Here is a 19,725-nt window from a genome sequence, read left to right on the forward strand (position 1 = left end):
CGCCAACCACCCCACCCCCGCTTCGGAGTTCTCGCCATGACAGTTTTGGGTACCCCCTTGACACGCGATGCCGTGCGCCTGCTTTTGCTGGGCAGCGGTGAATTGGGCAAAGAGGTGGCCATCGAGGCCCAGCGGCTCGGTGTCGAGGTGGTGGCCGTCGACCGCTATGCGCGCGCGCCGGCCCACCAGGTGGCCCACCGCTCCTATGTGATCGACATGCGCGATGGGCGCGCGGTGCGCGATGTCATTACCCGCGAGCGACCGGATTTCGTGGTCCCGGAGCTCGAGGCGATCGCCACCGAGACCCTCATGGAGATCGAAAACGAGGGCCTGGCCGAGGTCATACCGACGGCGCGCGGGGCATTCCTCACCATGAACCGGGAGGGTATTCGGCGGCTGGCCGCCGAGGAACTGAAGGTCCCGACCTCGCGCTATGCCTTTGCCGGCAGTCTCGAGGAGCTGCAGGCGGCCGCGGCGGTCACCGGCTTTCCGTGTGTCGTGAAGCCGGTCATGTCGTCGTCGGGCAAGGGCCAGTCGGTGGCCACAAACGAGGCCGAGCTCGAGACCGCATGGCACGAGGCCCAGAAGAAGAGCCGCGTGGCGATGGCGCGCGTCATCGTCGAGTCGTTCGTCGAGTTCCAGTACGAGATCACCTTGCTCACCGTGCGCGCAAGCGGTCCCGGCGGGGTGATCGAGACGCACTTCTGTGAGCCAATCGGACACCGCCAGGAGCGCGGGGATTATGTGGAGAGCTGGCAGCCGCAGCCGATGAGCGAGAAGGCCTTGTATCGCGCTCGTGAGATGGCAGAGAAGGTTACCGCGGCCCTCGGCGGACGCGGGATATTCGGCTGTGAGTTCTTCGTGAACGAAGACCAGGTCTGGTTCTCGGAGGTGAGTCCCCGCCCGCATGATACGGGCCTCGTGACACTGGCGAGCCAGTACCAGAGCGAGTTCGAACTGCATGTGCGCGCGATTCTGGGGCTTCCGGTGTCGACGGAACTGCTGCGTCCCGGGGCGAGCGCCGTAATCTATGGGAATCGCGATGCGGCGGGTGTGCGTTACGGGCGCCTGGATGCGGCGTTACGCGTGCCCGGGACCAAGCTGCGCCTCTTTGGCAAGCCCGAAAGCTTCATGCGCCGGCGTATGGGCGTGGCCTTGGCCATGGCCTCCGACGTCGATACCGCGCGTCGTCGCGCCAACGAGTGCGCGAGCCTGGTGGAGGTCCTCGCTGCGAAGGTCCCTGCGCCCCGGACTCTCTAAGCCGATTCCCGGGGTCCGCGGCACGCAAGACCTCTCCGGCGGGGCGGGCACCGCCGGAGAGGGATCAAATTTGGCGGCCATCCGAACGCTCGGCCGGATTACAGGCCGATTCCGATGCCAAAGCCAAAGCGCCAGCGCCGTCGCCTGGGCCGGTAGAGGCGCCAGACGTGGGTGGCGAGGATCTGCACGCGCGGATAGATGTAGTGGGCCTGACCGATCAGTCCGGGCTTGGTGCCAATCACGGTCCCCACGACCGTGACCAGTTGCCCGCGCGCAAACAGTATGGGGTCGAGATAGCCGGGCGCCACCGCCTGAAAACGCCCCTCGGGCATCCGGCTGAGACGGGGCCGGCCACGTCCATTCAGGGGATAGGCGAGTATCGTAAGCGTGCTGTGGACAGGACCCACGTAGTCGCGCACGATCATGCCCCCCCAGCGCACGCGCGCCCCGCGCGTGCGCCGCGGATGCGCGAGGACCGCCTGCAGGTCCATGCGCCGGTCGACATGCGTGGCCTCGGGGCGCGGGCGCAGGGCGCAGCCGGCAAGACCCGCGACGAGGCACGCCGCCAGGGCCCGCTGTATCCCTGTCCTGATCGCAAGCCGGTTCATGGCTTGCGCCCTCCGGCGACGGGACTCATGGTCCGAAGCCTGGCCCGTCATCGTCCCCCGGCCACCCCCAGTCGAAGTCTGGCCCCACGCCTATGCCCCACCCCCACGGCCAGGGGTTGGCGTAGTAAAAACGCGAGTAGTAATGGGGCCGTGGTCGCCAGAGGTGGACCGCGAGCGTACGCACCACGGGGAAGTCATACAGATAGCTCCCGATCGGGTCCTTCTCGTAGCCGGAGAAGACCCCCACCACGGTGATCTTGCGACCGACCGCGTAGATATCGGGGTCGAGAAAGCCCGGCACCCGGGCCAGGAAGCGCCCTCCGCTGAACCGCGCCCGGCGTGGACGGCCGTCGTGCCGTAACGATCGGCTGATGACCTGTATCCAGGTGGCGTGGGGATCATTTATGACCTTGCTGATGACCCCGCCCCAACGTACGCGTGCCCCGAGGGGTGCGATGTGGGCGCGCGCCGCGGCCACGGTCACCGATGTGATATGCGGTGCCCGTAGGGCGCGCGGGATGGGTGCGGCGCACCCGGTCAGAAGAAGTATGCCTGCTAGCGTCCACAAGGCTTTCATTGCGCGGCCTCCATGTCCGGACGGCTCTTGCCTTGATGTTTATCATAAGCCGCCCATGTGACCTTGACCAGAGACTGAGATCCTCATCGGCCGTGCGACTATGGCCGCGTTCCGGTGCGGGCGCGATCTGGCACAATACGCAAACCCTTGAACCGAGTCCGGGCGGCCCCATTACAAAGCCGAGCTCCTTAAAAAAAGCGAATGACAGATTGATGACCAAGAGCGAACCCGAATCGATGCCCGCATCCGGCGGGACATTGGCGCGTGCCGGCGACGTCCTGCCGACCTCCCTGCCGATCGTGCCCATTACGAACCGGCCGTTTTTCCCGGCCCAGGCCATCCCGCTGGTCCTCGATCGCGAGCCGTGGAGTTCCACGATCGTGGCGGCAACCGAGACCGCGCACAAGGTTGTGGGCCTGGTCTTGATCCGCAAGGACGAGGCGGTCGATGTCGCGAGCGGCGATTTTTATGAGATGGGGACTGTGTGCCGCATCCATAAGGTGGTTCAGAACGAGGAGAAACTGCAGGTCTTCGTGGAGGGCCTGCAGCGGTTTCGCATTGACCAGTGGCTGTCCCGTGAGCGGCCGTTCGCAGTGCGCGCGCGGTACTTTCCCGAGCCCGAGGCCCCGGAGAGCGGCGATGCCAAGGCCTATTCGGTGGCGGTCATCAATACCATAAAGGAGCTTTTGCCACTAAACCCCCTGTATGGCGAGGAACTCAAGTTCTTTCTGACGCGCTTTGGTCCGGATCAACCCTCGCGCCTTGCGGACTTCGCGGCCAGTCTCACCACCGCGAGTAAGATGGAATTGCAGGATGTCCTGCGCACCGTCGACCTCGAGCCGCGTCTCGAGAAGGTGCTCTTTCTCCTGAAAAAGGAGCTCGAGCTCGCCAAGACCCAGGCGCGCATCAGCGAGCGGGTCGAGGAGAAGATCAACGAACAGCAGCGCCAGTTCTTCCTGCGCGAACAGCTGAAGGCCATCCAGAAGGAACTGGGCATCGCCAAGGACGACCGTACCGCCGAGATCGAGGTCTTTCGCGAGCGGCTCACCACGCTCACCCTGCCGGAGGCCGCGCAAAAGCGCGTCGAGGAAGAGCTGCAAAAGATGGCGGTGCTCGAGATGGGGTCTCCTGAATATGCGGTCACGCGCAATTATCTCGAGTGGTTGACGGTTCTACCCTGGGGCCGCTATTCCACCGACAAGATCGATCTGAAGCAGGCGCGGACGATCCTGGACCGTGACCATGACGGCCTCGATGACGTCAAGGACCGCATCATCGAATTCCTGGCGGTCGGCGTCATGAAGGGTGAGGTGGCGGGCTCGATACTCCTGCTCGTAGGCCCCCCGGGGGTGGGTAAGACATCCATAGGTCGCTCCATAGCGGCCTCTCTGGGTCGTACCTTCTATCGGTTTTCCGTAGGCGGCATGCGCGATGAGGCCGAGATCAAGGGCCATCGCCGCACCTACATAGGGGCGATGCCCGGCAAGTTCATTCAGGCGATCCGTGAGGTCGGGGTGGCCAATCCGATCATCATGTTAGACGAGATCGACAAGATCGGCTCCTCTTTTCAGGGGAATCCGGCCTCGGCGCTGCTCGAGGTTCTGGACCCCGAGCAGAACGTCGATTTTCTGGATCATTATCTCGACTTACGTTTCGATCTGTCCAAAGTGCTATTTATCTGTACGGCCAACCAGCTCGATACCATACCCCGGCCATTGCTGGATCGCATGGAGGTCATACGGCTTGCCGGTTACATCACGAGCGAGAAGATGGCGATCGCCAAGCATCATCTCCTGCCCAAGCAGATGGAGAAGGTGGGATTGAAGCGCGGGCAGTTGCGTATCGAGGATCAGGCCATACGCGAGATCATCGAGGGTTATGCGCGCGAGGCCGGCGTCCGCAACCTCGAAAAGAAGCTCGGCTCGATCGCGCGCAAGGCCGTGGTGGCCATGATCAACGGCAAGGAGCCGCCCATCAAGGTGGGTACGCGCAATCTGGAGAAGTATCTCGATCGACCGGTCTTTCAGCCCATCAAGCCCCTGCGTGGTGTCGGGGTCGTGACCGGCCTTGCCTGGACCCCCATGGGCGGCGCCATCCTCGATATCGAGGTCACGCGTGTGCACCGCGCCACGCGCGGGATCAAGATCACGGGCCAATTGGGTGAGGTGATGCGCGAGTCGGCGGAGATCGCCTACAGCTATATCTCCTCACATTGCAAGCAATACGGCGCCCCTGAGGATTTCTTCGACAAGGCGTCTTTGCATCTGCACGTGCCGGCGGGCGCGATTCCTAAGGACGGGCCGAGCGCCGGGGTGACGATCGCGAGCGCGCTCCTGTCGCTTGCGCGCGGCAAGCGCATCAGCCGGCCGCTGGCCATGACCGGCGAGATCACGCTCACCGGTTATGTCCTTCCGGTCGGCGGGATCCGCGAGAAGATTATCGCCGCGCGCCGCGTCAAGATCCCCGAGATCATCATCCCCGAGGCCAATCGCAACGACTTCGAGGAGTTGCCCGACAATGTCCGTAGCGGCCTTGTCATGCATTATGTCAAGCATTACCGCGAGGTCGCGGCCTTGATCTTTCCGGGCTAGCCATGGGGCACAAGGTGGATTTCCTATGCCGCGCCTGCCACTACGAGGAGCGTGACCTCGGCGTCGGGTGCGGGCGCCGGCCGCAGCCTTGCTTGCGGTTGTTTCGGTGCGATAACTGCCATTCGATCGGCAGTACCTGGGTCGGTGCGGGTGGCGTCCCGCGGTGCAGCCTCTGTTATCACGACGCCATCACGTTGCTCGCCGATGATGTCATGGGTGTCGCCTGTCCGAAATGTGCCGCCGCCGGGATCTTTGCCCACCACCGCGAGGACGTCTGGGAATAGGTCTAGCGCAGGCGCACGGGTTTTTGCAGTTGGCCGCTTGCGAAGGTCTCGAGATCGGCGAGGAGCTCGTGGCCGCCGGCGCGTACCCAATGCCCGGTGGTGGCGTCGTAGTCATAATGGAAGCCGCCGGCGCGGGCTGCGACCCAGATCTGTTTCAAGGGGCGCTGTTTGTTGACGATAATGCGTGAGTCGTCTGGAAACTCGAGCGTCAGGATCTCGTCTTCGGTCTCGAACTCGATCTCCGGGGCGTGGGTCTCTATGGCCTGTTCAATGCGTTCGAGCATCGCCTGCGCCTGTCTTTCGTAGTCGCTGTCGCTTGCCATGATGGTCCCCTCGTCGTCTATCGTGTGCCGTTCATCCTCGCTGCGCGCCGCCCGTCGGTCGGCGGGGCACGCACAAGGGGCATGGTAGCGGGCCTTGGGGGAAACGAACAGGCCGTGCTCGCGCATGTCCCGGGAAATCGTCCCCGGTGTATCCCTGCCGTGACGGCGGCCATGCCCTTGAGCAGGCCTGCCTTAGCCTCTATTCTTGGCGCCATGACCAAGAAAGTCCTGATTCTCGGCGGCTACGGCACCTGTGGGCGGCGCATCGCCGAGATCCTGATGCAAGACCCGCAGGCCGAGTGCCTCATCGGCGGGCGCGATACGAGCCGTGGCCAGGCGGTATCGGCGGCGCTCGGTATCCCGTTCGTGGCGGTCGATATCCAAAGGCAGGCCTCGCTGAATGCCGCGCTCGACGGCGTGTTTGCCGTGGTGAACACCTGCGGGCCATTCCGCCCCCACGATTATGGGGTCGCCGAGCGTTGTGCGCGGCGCGGTGTGCATTATGTCGACATGGCCGACGAAACCTCTTATATACTGGGCCTGCAAGGCCTGACGGCACGCGCCGTCGAGGGCGGGGTGTCGCTGGTGTCGGGGGCGGGTTCGGCGTTGGCCTTCTCCTCGGTGCTGGCGGCGGCCATCGCCCCCGGGTTCGATACCATCACCGACATCGAGATCGCCGCGCTGTCGGGCAATCGTAACCCGCGGGGGCTCGCGAGCGTGCGCGCGCTGCTCGCCGCGCAAGGCCGCCCGGCGCGTATTTATGAGCGCGGCGCGTGGCATGAGGTGCCGGGCTATACGCGGGGCCGGACCGTGGCCCTTCCCGAGCCCTTCGGGCGCCATCGTCTGTATGTGACCGATGCCCCGGAGATCGAGATCCTGGGCCGGCGCTATGGCGCCGGGGTGACCTACCGGACGGGGCTCGAGCTTGCGGTGTTGAATCGCGCCCATGCTTGGCTCGGTTCATTGAACCGTCTGGGCGTGATCGCCGATCTTGCCCGGTTTGCCAAGGGGCTGCATGTCATGCAGCACGGCCTGCGGCGTTTCGGGAGGGCGGCGTTCGGCCTGCGCGTGGTGTTGCGCGGTGAGCGGGGCGGCCAGCCGCTCGTACGCAGCGCCGGACTCGTGGCCGGGGACGACGGTCTGTCGATCCTGTGCACGCCGGCCATCGCGCTCGTGCGCAAGTGGATGGCGGGTACCGGGGAACCCGGCGCCTTTGCCTGTTCCAGTGTTCTCACTCTTTCGGATATGACGCGCGAATGGACGATGCGGCAAGTGGTGTTACACCTCTCGTGATGGCCAGGCGATTGGTCCTGGTCGGCCTCCTGGCATTGACCGCGTGCGGCAAGCAGGGCCCCCTGTACATGCCCCCTCCCAAGCCCGTCTCGCCCCATGCTGCGCCCCACAAGGGGCCGCGGTCGTGAGCGTCTTGACCTATCGTGACGAGCGCCTGTTCATGGAGGATGTGGCACTCGCCGACATCGTGTCTATGATCGGCTCCCCGTGTTATGTCTATAGCCGCCGGGCCCTGACCGACGCCTATCGCGCGTTTCGCGAGGCCTTGGACGTCCAGCGCAGCCTGGTGTGCTATGCCGTGAAGGCGAACGGCAATCTCGCGCTGCTCGCGACCTTGGCCGATCTCGGCGCGGGCTTCGATATCGTCTCCCGGGGCGAGCTCGAACGGGTGCTGGCGGCCGGCGGGGATCCGGCGCGGGTCGTGTTTTCCGGGGTTGGCAAGACCGAGGGCGAGATGCGCCGGGCCCTCGAGCTCGGAATCCGCTGTTTCAATGTCGAGTCCGTGGCCGAGCTTGCGCGTCTCGATACGATCGCCGGCACACTCGGGGTGCGCGCGCCGGTGTCCTTGCGCGTGAATCCCGACGTCGATGCCGGCACCCACCACTATATCGCCACCGGCCTGAAGGAAAACAAGTTTGGCATACCGTTGGCCGAGGCCGTGGCCTGCTACCGCGAGGGGTCGCGTTATCCCCACCTGTCGTTTGTCGGTATCGATTGCCATATCGGTTCGCAATTGACCGATCTGCGGCCTTTCGGGGATGCCCTGGACCGCGTGCTTCCGGAGGTGGCGGGCCTGCGCCGCGCGGGCGTGGCCCTGACCCATGTCGATGTCGGCGGGGGGCTCGGTGTGCGCTACCGCGACGAGCGGCCGCCTACGATCGCCGCCTACGTGGCACTTGTCCGCGAGCGCCTGGCCGCCCATGGGCTTCAGGATCTGGAACTGATCCTCGAGCCCGGGCGGGCCTTGGTGGCCGCGGCGGGCGTGCTCGCCACGCGTGTCGAATATATCAAGGAGACCGACGCCAAGCGTTTTGCGATCGTCGATGCCGGCATGAATGACCTGATCCGCCCGGCGCTCTATGGCGCCTGGCAAAGCGTGACCGCCGCGCGCCGCCGCGTGGGACCTGCGCGCGAATACGATGTCGTGGGCCCGGTATGCGAGAGCGCCGATGTCTTCGGCCGCGGCCGCCCCCTGGTCATAGAGTCCGGCGATATCCTGGTGATCGGCGAGGCCGGGGCCTATGGTTTTGCCATGAGCAGTCAATACAACGCCCGCCCGCGGCCCGCCGAGGTGCTCGTGGATGGGGCCCGTTTTCACGTGGTGCGCCGGCGCGAGACCTATGAGGACCTGATGCGCGGGGAATGCGTGGTGCGCGCGGGGTCACGGTCATGACCGGCGGCGGCCAGCGCTTCGTCAAGATGCATGGCCTGGGCAATGATTTCGTGGTCCTGGATGCCATGGCCGGGACACCCGATCTTACGCCCGAACGCATACGGCGGCTTGCCGATCGCCATTTCGGCGTCGGCTGTGATCAGGTCCTCGTGGTCTTGCCGAGCACCGAACCCGGCATCGATTTCGGATATCGCATCTTCAATGCCGACGGCCGCGAGGTACAGCAATGCGGGAACGGGGCGCGATGCTTCGCGCGCTACGTGCGCGATGAGGGCCTGAGCGCCAAGGAGACCCTCACGGTACGTACCATGGGCGGGGTCATCACGCTCACCCTGCAGGATGACGGGGACGTGGTCGTCAACATGGGGCATGTGCGCTGGGACCCGACTGCCGTGCCCTTTGTCGCCGAGCACGAGCAGCGGCAGTATGCCCTGGATATCGGTGGGCGCTCAGTGGACGTGAGTGTGTTGTCGCTCGGCAACCCGCACGCAGTCCAGATCGTGGCCGATGTCGAGCGCGCGGCGGTAGACGTCGAGGGTCCTTTGATAGAGCGCCACGCGCGCTTCCCGGAGGGGGTCAATGTCGGCTTCATGCAGATCATCGACCGGCGCACGATCCGCCTGCGCGTCCATGAACGCGGTGCGGGCGAGACGCTTGCGTGTGGTTCCGGGGCCTGTGCCGCGGTCGTGGCCGGACGCGAGCGGGGTCTGCTGGACGATGAGGTCCAGGTGCACCTGCGCGGCGGGCGGCTGTATGTGCGCTATGATGGGGCCGGTCCGGTATGGATGCGAGGTCCGGCGCAGCGGGTGTATGAGGGGCGGTTGAGCGAGCAGGGGTGGGGCCGTGAAACAGTCGAGTGAAGAGCTCTCCTGGGAAGAGGGTGTGGCGCGCTACCTACGTGATCATCCGGATTATTTCGAGCGGCACCAAGACCTGCTGGAGATCCTGCGGGTTCCGCACGCCGGACGCGGGGCCGCAGTCTCACTCCTGGAGCGTCAGGCGGCCGTGTTGCGCGAACGCTTGGCCGCCAAGGACCGCGAGCGCCGGGACTTTCTGGCCGCTGCCCGGGAAAACGAGGCGCTCGGCGAGAGGCTGCACCGCCTGGCCGTGGCATTGATCGACGCGGCATCCCTGGACGATGTGTTCGGCAGCGTCTACGACCTCGGGCGCAACCAGTTGCGGCTCGATACGGTCACCATCTTGATTGGCGTCAATGGCGGCCCATTGGCCGGCCGTGCGGAGTTCGTGCCCCCCGACGATGCCCGACTCAGGCGCGCGCTGGCGCTGTCGCGAGGACGGCCGCTGTGCGGGCCCAAGGCGGTTCTCGCCGAGGCCCGTGGCCTGCTCGGACCCGACGAGGCGCGCGTCGCCTCGGTGGCGCTCGTGGCCCTGCGCGATCCTGTGCGTTCGGGCGTGATCCTGCTTGGGAGCCACGACCGCGATCGCTTCCCTCCCGGGGCCGGAACCCTCTATCTCGGGCGTCTCGGGGATCTCGTGATGCGCGCCGTGGCCCGCCAACTGGATCGATCCTGATGGCGGGCGCGTGGGCCGAGGCCGTGAGCGCATGCCTGGATCGGTTGGCCTATGAGCGGCGCTATTCCGCCCATACCCTGTCGGCCTACCGTCGCGATCTCGAGGGGCTTGCGCGTTTTGCCGATGGCCAGCAGTGCGCTGCGCCATCGGACATGACCGTTGAGCTGGCGCGACGTTATGTCGCGAGCCTGTGCCGGGCCGGACAGGGCGGTCGGACCGTGGCACGCGCCCTGTCGGCGGCGCGCACCCTCTATCGGGAACTCGGCCTGCGCGCCAACCCCTTTCGCGGGGTCAAGGCGCCGCGCGCCCCACGCTCCCTACCTCACGATCTGAACGTGGACACGCTTCAGGGCCTGTTTGCCGCACCCCCGGCGGACGATCTCGAGGTCCGCGACCTGGCCATCGCCGAGCTCCTCTACGGGGCCGGGCTGCGCCTGTCCGAACTCCTTGGCCTGCGTCTTACCGATCTCGATTTCGCGCAGGGCTTGGTGCGCGTCACCGGCAAGGGCCGGCGCGAACGGCTCGTACCCATGGGGCGCGCCGCGCACGCCGCGCTTAAGGCCTGGCTGCCGCTGCGACCGGGCAGCGACCCCCTGGGCGCGGTGTTCCCCGGGGCAAGCGGTCGGCCGCTCGGCGCGCGCGCGGTACAAAAGCGCCTGGCGCGCCTCGGACGTCGCCGCGGACTGGATGTGCCGCTTCATCCCCACATGTTGCGTCACTCGTTTGCGAGCCATGTCCTGCAGTCGAGCCAGGACCTGCGCGCCGTCCAGGAGCTGCTGGGGCATGCGCACCTGAGTACCACGCAGATCTACACCCATCTGGATTACCAGCAGCTGGCGCGCGTCTATGATGCCGCCCACCCGCGGGCGCGCAAGCGGACGCGTTGAAGCGGTTTCAGCGGTGTGCTAGCGTGCGCCCATAATAATGGCCGCCCGGGGGGAGGGTATGATGGTCAAGAGTGACGGGATTCCCGGTCGCGTACGCACCGCGACCTATTGTGGTCCGGACCGCCGGTGGCGGGTCCGGCGGACGCGTGGCGATCGGCGCACCATGGTGCGTTGGGAGCCCGATCAGGGGGGCCGCCGCCAGAACGAGGGCCGGCGTGCGACCGACAATCGCTTTCTCGGTCGCTGACGACCCCTTGCCTTTGGCGGCATCCGCCTCCACATGGGGTGTAGGCATCGTCGCGGGAGGGCATGTTGGAGCAGTTTCACGGCACGACCATTTTGTCGGTACGCCGCAACGGACACGTTGCGATCGGTGGGGATGGCCAGGTCACGATGGGCCATACCATCATGAAGGCCAATGCGCGCAAGGTGCGTCGGCTGTATAAGGAGACGATCCTGGCAGGCTTTGCGGGCGGCACCGCCGATGCGTTTACATTGTTCGAGCGCTTCGAGGCCAAGCTCGAGAAGCACCAGGGGCATCTCACCCGGGCGGCCGTCGAGCTTGCCAAGGATTGGCGCACCGACCGCCTGCTGCGCCGTCTCGAGGCCCTGCTGGCGGTGGCCGACAAGAATGCCTCGCTCATCCTGACAGGTAACGGCGATGTGATAGAGCCCGAGGACGGGCTCATCGCCATCGGATCGGGCGGTCCTTACGCCCAGGCCGCCGCGCGCGCCCTGCTTGCCCACACCGACCTCGCGGCGCGCGACGTTGTCGAGCGCGCCTTGCACATCGCCGGGGATATCTGCCTGTATACGAATCACAACCTCACTATTGAAGAGCTGGGATACGCCTGATGTCGGAGATGACGCCGCGGGAAATCGTGCAAGAGCTCGACCGTCATATCGTCGGTCAAGGGGCGGCCAAGAGGGCCGTGGCGATCGCGTTGCGTAATCGCTGGCGGCGCGCGCAGGTGCAGGATGCCGAGCTGCGCATGGAGATTACCCCGAAGAACATCCTCATGATCGGCCCGACCGGCTGCGGCAAGACCGAGATCGCGCGCCGGCTCGCGCGGCTGGCGCGCGCCCCGTTCTTGAAGGTGGAGGCCACCAAATTCACGGAAGTCGGCTATGTCGGGCGCGACGTCGATTCCATCGTGCGCGACCTCGTGGAGATCGCCGTCAAGATGATGCGTTCGCAGGAGATGGAGCGAGTGCATGCTAAGGCTGAGGATGCCGCCGAGGAACGGGTGCTGGACGCCCTGATCCCGCCGGCCCGCGACAACCCCTACTCGCTTACGCGCACGCACGCCGAGCACGACAGCGGGGCGGCGCGCCAGCGCTTCCGGCAACGCCTGCGCATGGGCGAGCTCGACGATACCGAGATCGAGGTCGAAGTGCGCGCCGGGCCCCCGGGGGTCGAGATATTCGCGCCCCCGGGCATGGAGGAGATGACGAGCCAGCTGCAGGGGATGTTCCAGACCCTCGGCAATAAACAGACCAAGCTTAGGCGTCTCAAGGTCCGCGAGGCCATAAAGCTTCTGACCGAGGAGGAGGCGGCCCGACTCGTGAACGAGGATGACATGAAGGCGCGCGCCGTCGATCTCGTCGAGCAGCATGGCATCGTTTTCATCGACGAGATCGACAAGATCGTGGGGCGTGCGGAGAATCAGGGGGCGCAGGTGTCGCGGGAAGGGGTGCAGAGGGATCTGCTGCCGCTCATCGAGGGGTCGACGGTGTCCACCAAGTACGGGATGGTGCGTACCGACCACATCCTGTTCATTGCCTCGGGGGCGTTTCATGTGGCACGCCCCTCAGACCTCATCCCGGAACTGCAGGGCCGCCTCCCGATCCGCGTGGAGCTCGACGCTCTGACCGCTGATGACTTCGAGCGCATCCTGAAGGACACCCACGCCTCGCTCACCGAGCAGTACACCGCGTTGCTCGCGACCGAGGGCCTTACCCTCGACTTCCAGCGCGACGGCGTGCGCCGCATTGCGGAACTCGCTTTTCAGGTAAACGAACGCACCGAGAACATCGGCGCGCGCCGCCTACATACGCTCATGGAAAGGCTCCTCGAGACCGTCTCCTATGAAGCCCCTGACAAGAGCGGCACCACAGTCGCGATCGATGCCGCCTATGTAGACGACCACCTCTCGGCGCTTGCCGGCAACGAGGATCTGGCGCGCTATATCCTCTAGCGCCGGCGTCTCCGACCCTGCGGGACCCGTCCCGGCATGCGGCCCGGCCTGTGCCCATAAAAAAGGCCCTCGCAAGGAGGGCCTTCAAGGTTAAGGTGCGGTCTTAGGTGGCGCTGGCCTCGGCGGTGCGCGATGTCGGGGAGCGCAATAACGGCACCTTTATGAGGTCGAGCAGCGTCACAAAGAGGATCGTGAACGCGAGCAGCAGGCCGATCGCCGACCATGTCACGGGCGCCATCATGCCAAACAGCCCGAAGTGCGCGAGCAGCGAGACCAGGATGACGTCGCCCACGATCGCGAGCAGCAGATAGGTGCCCGGGCGCGAGGACCACATATAGGAGCGCTCGCGCACCAGAAGCACGTTGGACAGGCCCGAATACACGAGACCCAGGAAGCTTAGGGTGCGCAGTTCGGCAATCGGCAGTCCCAGCACGTCTTTGCCCACGCCAAACACCGCGAAGATGTAGACGAGCCATGCGACGGCGATGATGAGCGAGGTTTTGATGAGCACGCGCACGTTCCAGATGTCCGGTTCGCGCGACACGCGCACGTTGTCGTTGGCAATCGACATGGTCACGAAGTCATTAGCGAACAGCAGCAACAGCACGAGCAGCGGCGTTACCACGAAGTGCCGAAATATGATTAGCCCAAGGCTCAGGAACACCGCCACCTGTATGGTCTTCACGATCTTGTTCAGTGTGTAGGTTAAAAGCCGCTGATAGACCCGCCGCCCGGTCTTGACCGCCTCCACCACCCCCTTCAGGCCAGATTCGGTCAGCACCATGCTGGCCGCCGCCTTGGCGACGTCGGTGGCGCTCGACACCGCGATCCCGACCTCCGCCTGTTTCAAGGCCGGCGCGTCGTTTACCCCGTCGCCGGTCATCCCGACTGTGTGTCCGATATTCTGGAAGGTCTGCACCAGGCGGAACTTGTCCTCCGGATAGACGCCGGCGTAGATGTCACAGATGGCGCCCTTGGCGATCTCGTCGCGGCCGCCGATCACAACCCCCTCCATGCCGAGCTCCGCGGCCACGACCCGCGCGGTGGCCATGCTGTCGCCGGTCACCATACGCACCCTCACGCCCAACTGACGGAGATCGGCTATGATCCCGCGGGCCTCGGGGCGTGGCGGGTCGGCGAGCGCGATCAGCCCCTTGAACGTAAGGGCCCCGTCACGGCCAGCCGCGACCCCAAGGACGCGGGCCCCGCTCGCGGCGAGATCGGCGATCGCGGTCTCCCAGAACTCACCGTCGGCGCCGGCGAGCTTGGCCACGACATGCGGCGCACCCTTGACCGCGCGCCATGTCTCGCCGTCGCGCGTGAAGGTCGCCTCGGAGCGCTTGGTGGCCGGGTCGAAGGGTATGAAGCCGGTCTTTTCGGGGGCACGCACACCGGTCTCCGCGAGCCGCGCCAGGATCGCCTTGTCCAGGGGGTCCTGGGTGCGTTCGTCGCTCGCGAGCGCGCCCATGAGCAGAAGGTCGGCGTCGTCCACGCCGTCGGCCGTCTGCATGCCCGAGAGCGTGAGCTCGTTCAGGGTCAGGGTCCCGGTCTTGTCGCTGCAAAGCTCGTTCATGGCCGCCGATTCCTCGATGGCCGCAAGCCGCGTGAGCAGCACACCCTTGCTGGACAGATCGAGTGAGGCCACGGCGCTTGTGAGCGTGAAGGTCGCGGTGAGTGCGACCGGCACCGAGGCGACGAGCAAGATGAGCGCAAACGGCATCACCTTCATGAACGAGAGACCGGTGATAGCCGCGTAGATGAGGATCGCGATCACCAACGCGCCGTCCATCAGCAGCAGATAACGGACGATGGACATGACCAACTCCTCGGCATGGCTGCGGCTGCCGGCGCCGCGCATCAGCTCCGCGGTCTTGCCAAAGAAGCTCTTGCTGCCGGTCGCCGTCACGCTGCCGCTCGCCTCCCCGCGACGCAGCACCGACCCCGAATATACGACCTCCCCCGGCTCGCGCTCCACCGGCACCGACTCCCCGGTGAGCGCCGATTGATCGACCAGCACCTGCCCCTCGGCGATCACAAGATCCGCCGGCGCGAAGTCGCCGACGCGCAGATGCACGTAGTCGCCGGGCACAAGCTCTGAGGAGGCGACCTGCTTCCACGCGCCGTCGCGCAGCACGCGCGCCATGATCTGCAGGCGCGTCCTTAGCATATTGAGGGCGTTCTGGGCCTTTTGCTGATGCATGAAACCGAGGATGGCGTTGAATATCAGCAGAAAGCCGATGATGAGGCCTTCGATGTTGTTGCCCATGATGATCTCTAGGACCAACGTGGCCTCGAGCATCCACGGCACTGGCCCCCATAGCTTTTTGAAAAACAGCCGGAACGGATTGGGTTTGTCCTCGGCGATGACATTCGGCCCGTACTCGGCCAATAACCGTGTCACCTCTTCGCTGGTCAGGCCCTTGGGGTTTACTACATGCTCCTTCTTACGCTCACTCGCTGCCTCGCCCATCATAACCCTCCTCGTGTCCGTTGCTGTCCCCCGATCATCGCCACTGCCTGCCCCCTATACCCGCGGTTTTAGCTGCGGTTTCTTGCTGCCCTGACCAAGCTTGTGATCGAAGGTCTCCTTCAAGACCGCCTTGTGGACATCGCCGATGCTGAGGATCCCGACAAGCTTGTGGTCCACGGCCACGGGAATGCGCCGGATCTTATGGGCGATCATGACCGCCACCGCGCGCAGGATCGGATCCTCGGGCCCCACGGTAAACACATGGGCGGTCATGAACTCCGAGACCCGCGCATCCATGACGTCACGAAACTCGCTGTCGAGATCCCCAAACTGCACGGATGCCGACAGCTGGATGGCGTCATCTATCTTCGGGTACAGGGCGCGCAGCACGTCTTTTTCGGATATCACGCCGACGAGGGTCCCGTCTTCGGTCACCACCGGCAGGCCGCTTATGTGATAGAACCCGAGCACGGTCGCCACGTCGCGCAGCGCGCTATCCGGCCGTACGGTCTTCATTTTTGTGGTCATGACGTCTTTTACGAGCATAACGGACCTCCGTAGGTGGAACGGTGCGATTCCCAGTGCTCGCTACCTCGATACCTGTGCAACCAGCCTCCCGGGAATATGGAATACATAAACGGCGACTGACGCAAAGCCGGAGAATCTGGAGACGGCGCTGCATCGAGGCCTAGGACTATAGGACGCGCCCGCGTGAGCCGCAAGAACGGGAACGGCGCAGACAAGGGGCATGGCGGGAGAAAAAGACTATCGGGATGGATAAAGGCTTTCTATAGATAGTTGGAGACAAAAAAACCGTAGTCTATATAAACATAAAAAGTTCCGTTATGACTTGATTTATCTCAATGAAAGACAAAGGAAATTTACGGACTCGCTCTCGAGAGTGCGACGGCATTTCTCACAGGATTTAAATATATAACGAAACACTGGCATTAAGCGAGACAATGAGTCCGTAAAAAAATCAAAAGCGCAAGCCCCCCGGACAGGGGCGCTCAGGAGGCGAAATGATGACCTTTTTGGGGTTGCGCGGCCATTCGTAGGCGTGCCGGGACGCCCCGCTTGCGCGTGTGTCGCCGCCGGGGCCGCCACTTGGGGCAGGGGCAGCACCCCTTGGGTGCGCCGTGACCGCGGGACGACCCCGTGGCCGCCTGCGCACCGCCGCCTCGCCTGTCCTGGGCCACGACCGGCGAGGCGGTGGGCTTTGCAAGACCCTGGGGTGGCGGGTCAGATCGGGGCGCCGGGCTTTCTAATAAGCCGCTCGCCGCTCGACACGACGGCCGGGCGGGGCAGGGGGCGGCGAGGGGATGCCGAACAGTATGGCAGGCCGGTTTGTGTCGTCCGGACGGGCTGGCACGCGCGTCGGGTTGCGCGGGAATACCCTTGAAAACCAGGGCGCAGCCCCCAAATTACTAGCCGTCACGGGGAGGCTTTCCCCGGTAAGCGTTATCATCAGGAGGTGATCATCATGGCAGCTTTGATGCCGAGCCCGACGAATTCGGGATGGACTCTTGTAAACGATGAACTGGACAACCTGCTGGAGGGCTTTTTCCGGCCCCTGCGGCGCAGGACGGAGAATGGCGTAGCGGCGGGCGCGGTACCGGCCATGGACGTGACCGAGCGCGACAACGAGTATGTGATCCGCATGGACATGCCAGGCGTCAGTCGCGAGGATATCGACATTACCCTCGCCGAGGGCGTATTGACGGTCTCCGGCGAGGTCAAGCGCCAGCATGAGGAGAAGGCGGGCGATCGCCTGATCCGCGAGGAGCGCTGCTATGGCAAGCTGTCGCGCAGTGTGCGTCTTGGGTCGCATATCGACGACAAGAAGGTGTCGGCGAGCTATAAGGACGGTGTACTGGAGCTTACGCTGCCGAAGGCCGAGGAGATGAAGCCGAAGAAGATCACGATCGCCTAAGGTCGCGCGACGCACCTTGAGGGCCCCCATCGGGGGCCCTTGTCGTTTGTGGTCCTGAGTACCGGGCAATACCAGGGGTTGTCGTGCGCGGCTGACATGACGCGGGAAATCAGGTACCTTGTGCCGCACTTACGCGGGAGAACCCTGTGCCGTCCTCGTCATCCGTCGGCCTCCTCATCGAGGCGCTTCCCTATATCCGAAAGTTCCAAGGCAAGACCTTCGTGATCAAATACGGGGGCAACGCCATGGTGGATCCGGCCCTGAAGGATGGGTTCGCGCGCGACATCGTGTTGATGAAGCTCGTCGGTATGAATCCGGTCGTGGTCCATGGCGGCGGCCCCCAGATCGGCCGGCTGCTTTCGCGTATCGGCAAGGAAAGCCAGTTTGTGCAAGGGATGCGGGTCACCGATCAGGAGACGATGGACGTTGTCGAGATGGTCCTTGGGGGGCTCGTCAACAAGGAGATCGTGCACCTGATCAACCGCCACGGCGGCAAGGCGGTGGGGCTGTCTGGCAAGGATGGGGCCATGATAAAGGCCCGCAAACTGGCCCTGCACGCGGTCCCGGGCGAGGGCCTGCCAAGCGAGATCATCGACATCGGGCATGTCGGCGAGGTCACGGGCATAAACGCGGAGCTCGTGAGCCTGCTCGATGGGGGCGATTTCATTCCGGTGATAGCCCCGATCGGCATCGGTGATGACGGGGCGACCTATAATATCAACGCCGACCTCGTCGCCGGCTCTCTAGCGGCGACCCTGAGCGCCGAAAAGCTGTTGTTGCTGACCAATACCGCGGGTGTTCTAGGGGCGGATGGGCAGCTCATGGCGCGTGTCGATGCCGCGCATGTCGAACGTCTGGTGGCCGAGGGAGTAATCCACGGCGGGATGCTCCCCAAGGTGCGTTGCGCGTTGGACGCGGTGGCCGCCGGGGTCGGATCGGCGCATATCGTTGACGGGCGCGTCGCCCATGCGGTATTGCTCGAGGTTCTGACGGACGATGGCGTCGGCACTTTGATCCACGCCTGATGGGACTCACTATAAGAGGGGGGGATGATGGATAAGATGGCAATCGACCGGTATTTTGCCGCGACACCCGCGATCGCCATGCTGTGCTCGCAGAACGGCTGGCCGGACAATGACAGCCTCACAGTCGAGATCCTGGAGCAGGACGAAGGCAGTGCGCTCTGCGGGGTTGCGTTCGAGGAGATCCTGGTCGAGGGCGCCGGGTGCGTGGCGGGGCGGATACCCTGCTGGGGGCGGTTTCGCGTACAGTGGGATGCGGCCGGTCAGATCACGCACGCGACGCGCGTGATCTGAGCCATGGCCCGACCCCGTCGCGGCGAGCGCCGCCAGGAGATCCTGGAGACCTTGGCGCGCCTTCTCGAGGAGACCTCGGGGGCGCCCATCACCACCGCCCAGCTGGCGTCGGCGGTGGGCGTGTCCGAGGCCGCGCTCTATCGGCATTTCCCGAGCAAGGCGCGGATGTTTGAGGCGTTGTTCGAATTCATCGAAGAAAGCCTCTTTACGCGCATCAACCGCATCGGTGCAGAACCGGTGGCGAGCTCCATCAAGGTCGGCCAGGTCTTGCATCTGTGGTTGGCCTTTGCCGACAAGAATCACGGGCTTGCGAACCTGCTCCAGGGGGCGGTGCTGGCCGGAGAGCACGAGCGCCTACGCGATCGGTTGGCGCAACTCTATGACCGTCTGGAGACCCACCTGCGCGCCCTGTTGCGGGACGCTAACCTTCCCTCGGGTCTGCCCGCGCCCTCGGTCTGCGCCCAGCTCTTGCTGGCCACCGCCGACGGGCGCGTGGCGCAGGCCGTACGCACGCGATTTCGCATATCACCGCTGGCCGAGTGGGACACCCAGTGGGCGGTTCTTAGCGCCGCCCTGTTCGCCCACGAGCCCGTGTCTTAGCTCTTGGCATGTGGCCGGCCAGGCTTCTTGTGGTCGGCCGCGCCTTTGCCGTGGTGGGTCTTGGCGGCAGGCCCGGATGGTTCGTGACCGTGATCCGCGCCGTCGCCGGACGATGGGTGCGCAGGCTCGCGTTCTATGAATTTCGAGAACCGGCTCTCGTGGCCGTCGGCGGTCTCGTCCTGATAAAGAAAGGCGAGCTCACGTTCGTCGAAGGTCTCGAAGAAGCTCTCCCAGGAGATCGCCTCGAGTCGGTCTTCCCCGCGGCGGTCGGGAAAATCCACGCGCAACAGGCCGCCCCCCGAGGAGTCGCTTGCGGACTTCACGCGCGCCGGTTTGCCGCCGCGCTGCTCGATCCAGTGCTGGATCGTACCATGATCGGTCGTAACCTTTCCTTTCGTCATAAATCCTCCTAACCGTTGATGACCATGTCCCTATTGGGATGCGGGACCTGTCCGGTCC

At 64.9% G+C, this 19,725-nt stretch carries 21 protein-coding genes and 1 pseudogene; 16 read left to right on the forward strand and 6 right to left on the reverse strand.

The annotated features are described in order from the left end of the window. Positions 1–36 precede the first annotated feature (36 nt). Positions 37–1,260: a formate-dependent phosphoribosylglycinamide formyltransferase gene (purT, locus tag C4900_RS01860; protein ID WP_114282216.1), complete on the forward strand. Its 1,224-nt coding sequence runs from the start codon at positions 37–39 to the stop codon at positions 1,258–1,260. A 98-nt stretch (positions 1,261–1,358) separates the two neighbouring features. Here the strand turns inward: purT and C4900_RS01865 are convergent, their stop codons facing one another. Together C4900_RS01865 and C4900_RS01870 are read right to left on the reverse strand one after the other, a co-directional pair. Then, on the reverse strand, positions 1,359–1,868 hold the full coding sequence (locus C4900_RS01865) for a Slp family lipoprotein (RefSeq protein ID WP_065970238.1): 510 nt from the start codon (positions 1,866–1,868) through the stop codon (positions 1,359–1,361). A gap of 25 nt (positions 1,869–1,893) precedes the next feature. Then, entirely contained in the window at positions 1,894–2,445 is a 552-nt protein-coding gene (locus C4900_RS01870; RefSeq protein WP_114282217.1) for a Slp family lipoprotein, read from the reverse strand. A 212-nt stretch (positions 2,446–2,657) separates the two neighbouring features. Between C4900_RS01870 and lon the strand changes: the two genes are divergently transcribed. Next, positions 2,658–5,036, forward strand: a complete 2,379-nt coding sequence (lon, locus tag C4900_RS01875) for an endopeptidase La (protein WP_114282218.1) — start codon at positions 2,658–2,660, stop codon at positions 5,034–5,036. A gap of 2 nt (positions 5,037–5,038) precedes the next feature. After that, entirely contained in the window at positions 5,039–5,320 is a 282-nt protein-coding gene (locus C4900_RS01880; protein WP_114282219.1) for a hypothetical protein, read from the forward strand. Positions 5,321–5,322: 2 nt separating this feature from the next. Here C4900_RS01880 and cyaY read toward each other — a convergent pair whose 3' ends face one another. Then, positions 5,323–5,769 (reverse strand): iron donor protein CyaY, encoded by a 447-nt coding sequence (gene cyaY, locus C4900_RS01885; protein WP_083996081.1) that lies wholly within the window; start codon positions 5,767–5,769, stop codon positions 5,323–5,325. Between the two features lie 87 nt (positions 5,770–5,856). On the opposite strand from cyaY, the gene C4900_RS01890 reads away from it, so the two are divergent. From C4900_RS01890 to hslU, 9 genes are all read left to right on the forward strand, one after another. Further along, complete coding sequence (locus C4900_RS01890; RefSeq protein ID WP_065971469.1) at positions 5,857–6,936, forward strand: saccharopine dehydrogenase family protein; 1,080 nt, start codon at positions 5,857–5,859, stop codon at positions 6,934–6,936. Continuing rightward, positions 6,936–7,064 carry an LPS translocon maturation chaperone LptM gene (gene lptM / locus C4900_RS17090; protein WP_411675217.1) on the forward strand — a complete coding sequence of 43 codons (129 nt, stop codon included), beginning with the start codon at positions 6,936–6,938 and terminating at the stop codon, positions 7,062–7,064. Before C4900_RS01890 ends, lptM begins: the two co-directional genes overlap by 1 nt. After that, positions 7,061–8,329, forward strand: coding sequence for a diaminopimelate decarboxylase (lysA, locus tag C4900_RS01895; RefSeq protein WP_083996075.1), 1,269 nt, complete (start codon positions 7,061–7,063; stop codon positions 8,327–8,329). The genes lptM and lysA overlap by 4 nt, the downstream gene beginning before the upstream one ends. Beyond that, positions 8,299–9,189 (forward strand): diaminopimelate epimerase, encoded by an 891-nt coding sequence (gene dapF / locus C4900_RS01900; protein ID WP_325048153.1) that lies wholly within the window; start codon positions 8,299–8,301, stop codon positions 9,187–9,189. Before lysA ends, dapF begins: the two co-directional genes overlap by 31 nt. Further along, positions 9,173–9,862 (forward strand): DUF484 family protein, encoded by a 690-nt coding sequence (locus tag C4900_RS01905; protein ID WP_065971468.1) that lies wholly within the window; start codon positions 9,173–9,175, stop codon positions 9,860–9,862. The genes dapF and C4900_RS01905 overlap by 17 nt, the downstream gene beginning before the upstream one ends. Next, the gene (locus tag C4900_RS01910; protein WP_065971467.1) at positions 9,862–10,749 is read left to right on the forward strand and encodes a tyrosine-type recombinase/integrase; all 888 of its coding nucleotides are present in this window, start codon (positions 9,862–9,864) and stop codon (positions 10,747–10,749) included. Before C4900_RS01905 ends, C4900_RS01910 begins: the two co-directional genes overlap by 1 nt. Before the next feature lie 58 nt (positions 10,750–10,807). Next, positions 10,808–10,996, forward strand: coding sequence for a hypothetical protein (locus C4900_RS01915; RefSeq protein ID WP_211306717.1), 189 nt, complete (start codon positions 10,808–10,810; stop codon positions 10,994–10,996). 65 nt (positions 10,997–11,061) lie between these two features. Beyond that, positions 11,062–11,604: an ATP-dependent protease subunit HslV gene (gene hslV, locus C4900_RS01920; RefSeq protein WP_065971477.1), complete on the forward strand. Its 543-nt coding sequence runs from the start codon at positions 11,062–11,064 to the stop codon at positions 11,602–11,604. Continuing rightward, entirely contained in the window at positions 11,604–12,947 is a 1,344-nt protein-coding gene (hslU, locus tag C4900_RS01925; protein WP_065971465.1) for an ATP-dependent protease ATPase subunit HslU, read from the forward strand. The genes hslV and hslU overlap by 1 nt, the downstream gene beginning before the upstream one ends. Before the next feature lie 103 nt (positions 12,948–13,050). Here hslU and C4900_RS01930 read toward each other — a convergent pair whose 3' ends face one another. Both C4900_RS01930 and C4900_RS01935 read right to left on the reverse strand, forming a co-directional pair. Beyond that, a complete protein-coding gene (locus C4900_RS01930; RefSeq protein WP_211306719.1) occupies positions 13,051–15,420 on the reverse strand; it encodes a plasma-membrane proton-efflux P-type ATPase in 2,370 nt (789 codons plus the stop codon). 51 nt (positions 15,421–15,471) lie between these two features. Further along, positions 15,472–15,963 (reverse strand): CBS domain-containing protein, encoded by a 492-nt coding sequence (locus C4900_RS01935; RefSeq protein WP_065971464.1) that lies wholly within the window; start codon positions 15,961–15,963, stop codon positions 15,472–15,474. A 937-nt stretch (positions 15,964–16,900) separates the two neighbouring features. On the opposite strand from C4900_RS01935, the gene C4900_RS01940 reads away from it, so the two are divergent. The 4 genes from C4900_RS01940 (at position 16,901) to slmA (ending at position 19,266) form a co-directional block, all read left to right on the forward strand. After that, a complete protein-coding gene (locus C4900_RS01940; protein WP_141689343.1) occupies positions 16,901–17,350 on the forward strand; it encodes an Hsp20/alpha crystallin family protein in 450 nt (149 codons plus the stop codon). A 146-nt stretch (positions 17,351–17,496) separates the two neighbouring features. Beyond that, complete coding sequence (gene argB / locus C4900_RS01945) at positions 17,497–18,375, forward strand: acetylglutamate kinase (RefSeq protein WP_065971463.1); 879 nt, start codon at positions 17,497–17,499, stop codon at positions 18,373–18,375. Positions 18,376–18,399: 24 nt separating this feature from the next. Next, on the forward strand, positions 18,400–18,666 hold the full coding sequence (locus C4900_RS01950; RefSeq protein ID WP_114282221.1) for a hypothetical protein: 267 nt from the start codon (positions 18,400–18,402) through the stop codon (positions 18,664–18,666). A gap of 3 nt (positions 18,667–18,669) precedes the next feature. After that, positions 18,670–19,266, forward strand: coding sequence for a nucleoid occlusion factor SlmA (slmA, locus tag C4900_RS01955; RefSeq protein WP_065971462.1), 597 nt, complete (start codon positions 18,670–18,672; stop codon positions 19,264–19,266). A 128-nt stretch (positions 19,267–19,394) separates the two neighbouring features. Here slmA and C4900_RS01960 read toward each other — a convergent pair. Continuing rightward, positions 19,395–19,667, reverse strand: a pseudogene (locus C4900_RS01960) (hypothetical protein); the annotation flags it as partial. Positions 19,668–19,725 lie beyond the last annotated feature (58 nt).

The sequence above is a fragment of the Acidiferrobacter thiooxydans genome (assembly GCF_003333315.1).
Classification (GTDB): Bacteria; Pseudomonadota; Gammaproteobacteria; order Acidiferrobacterales; family Acidiferrobacteraceae; genus Acidiferrobacter; species Acidiferrobacter thiooxydans.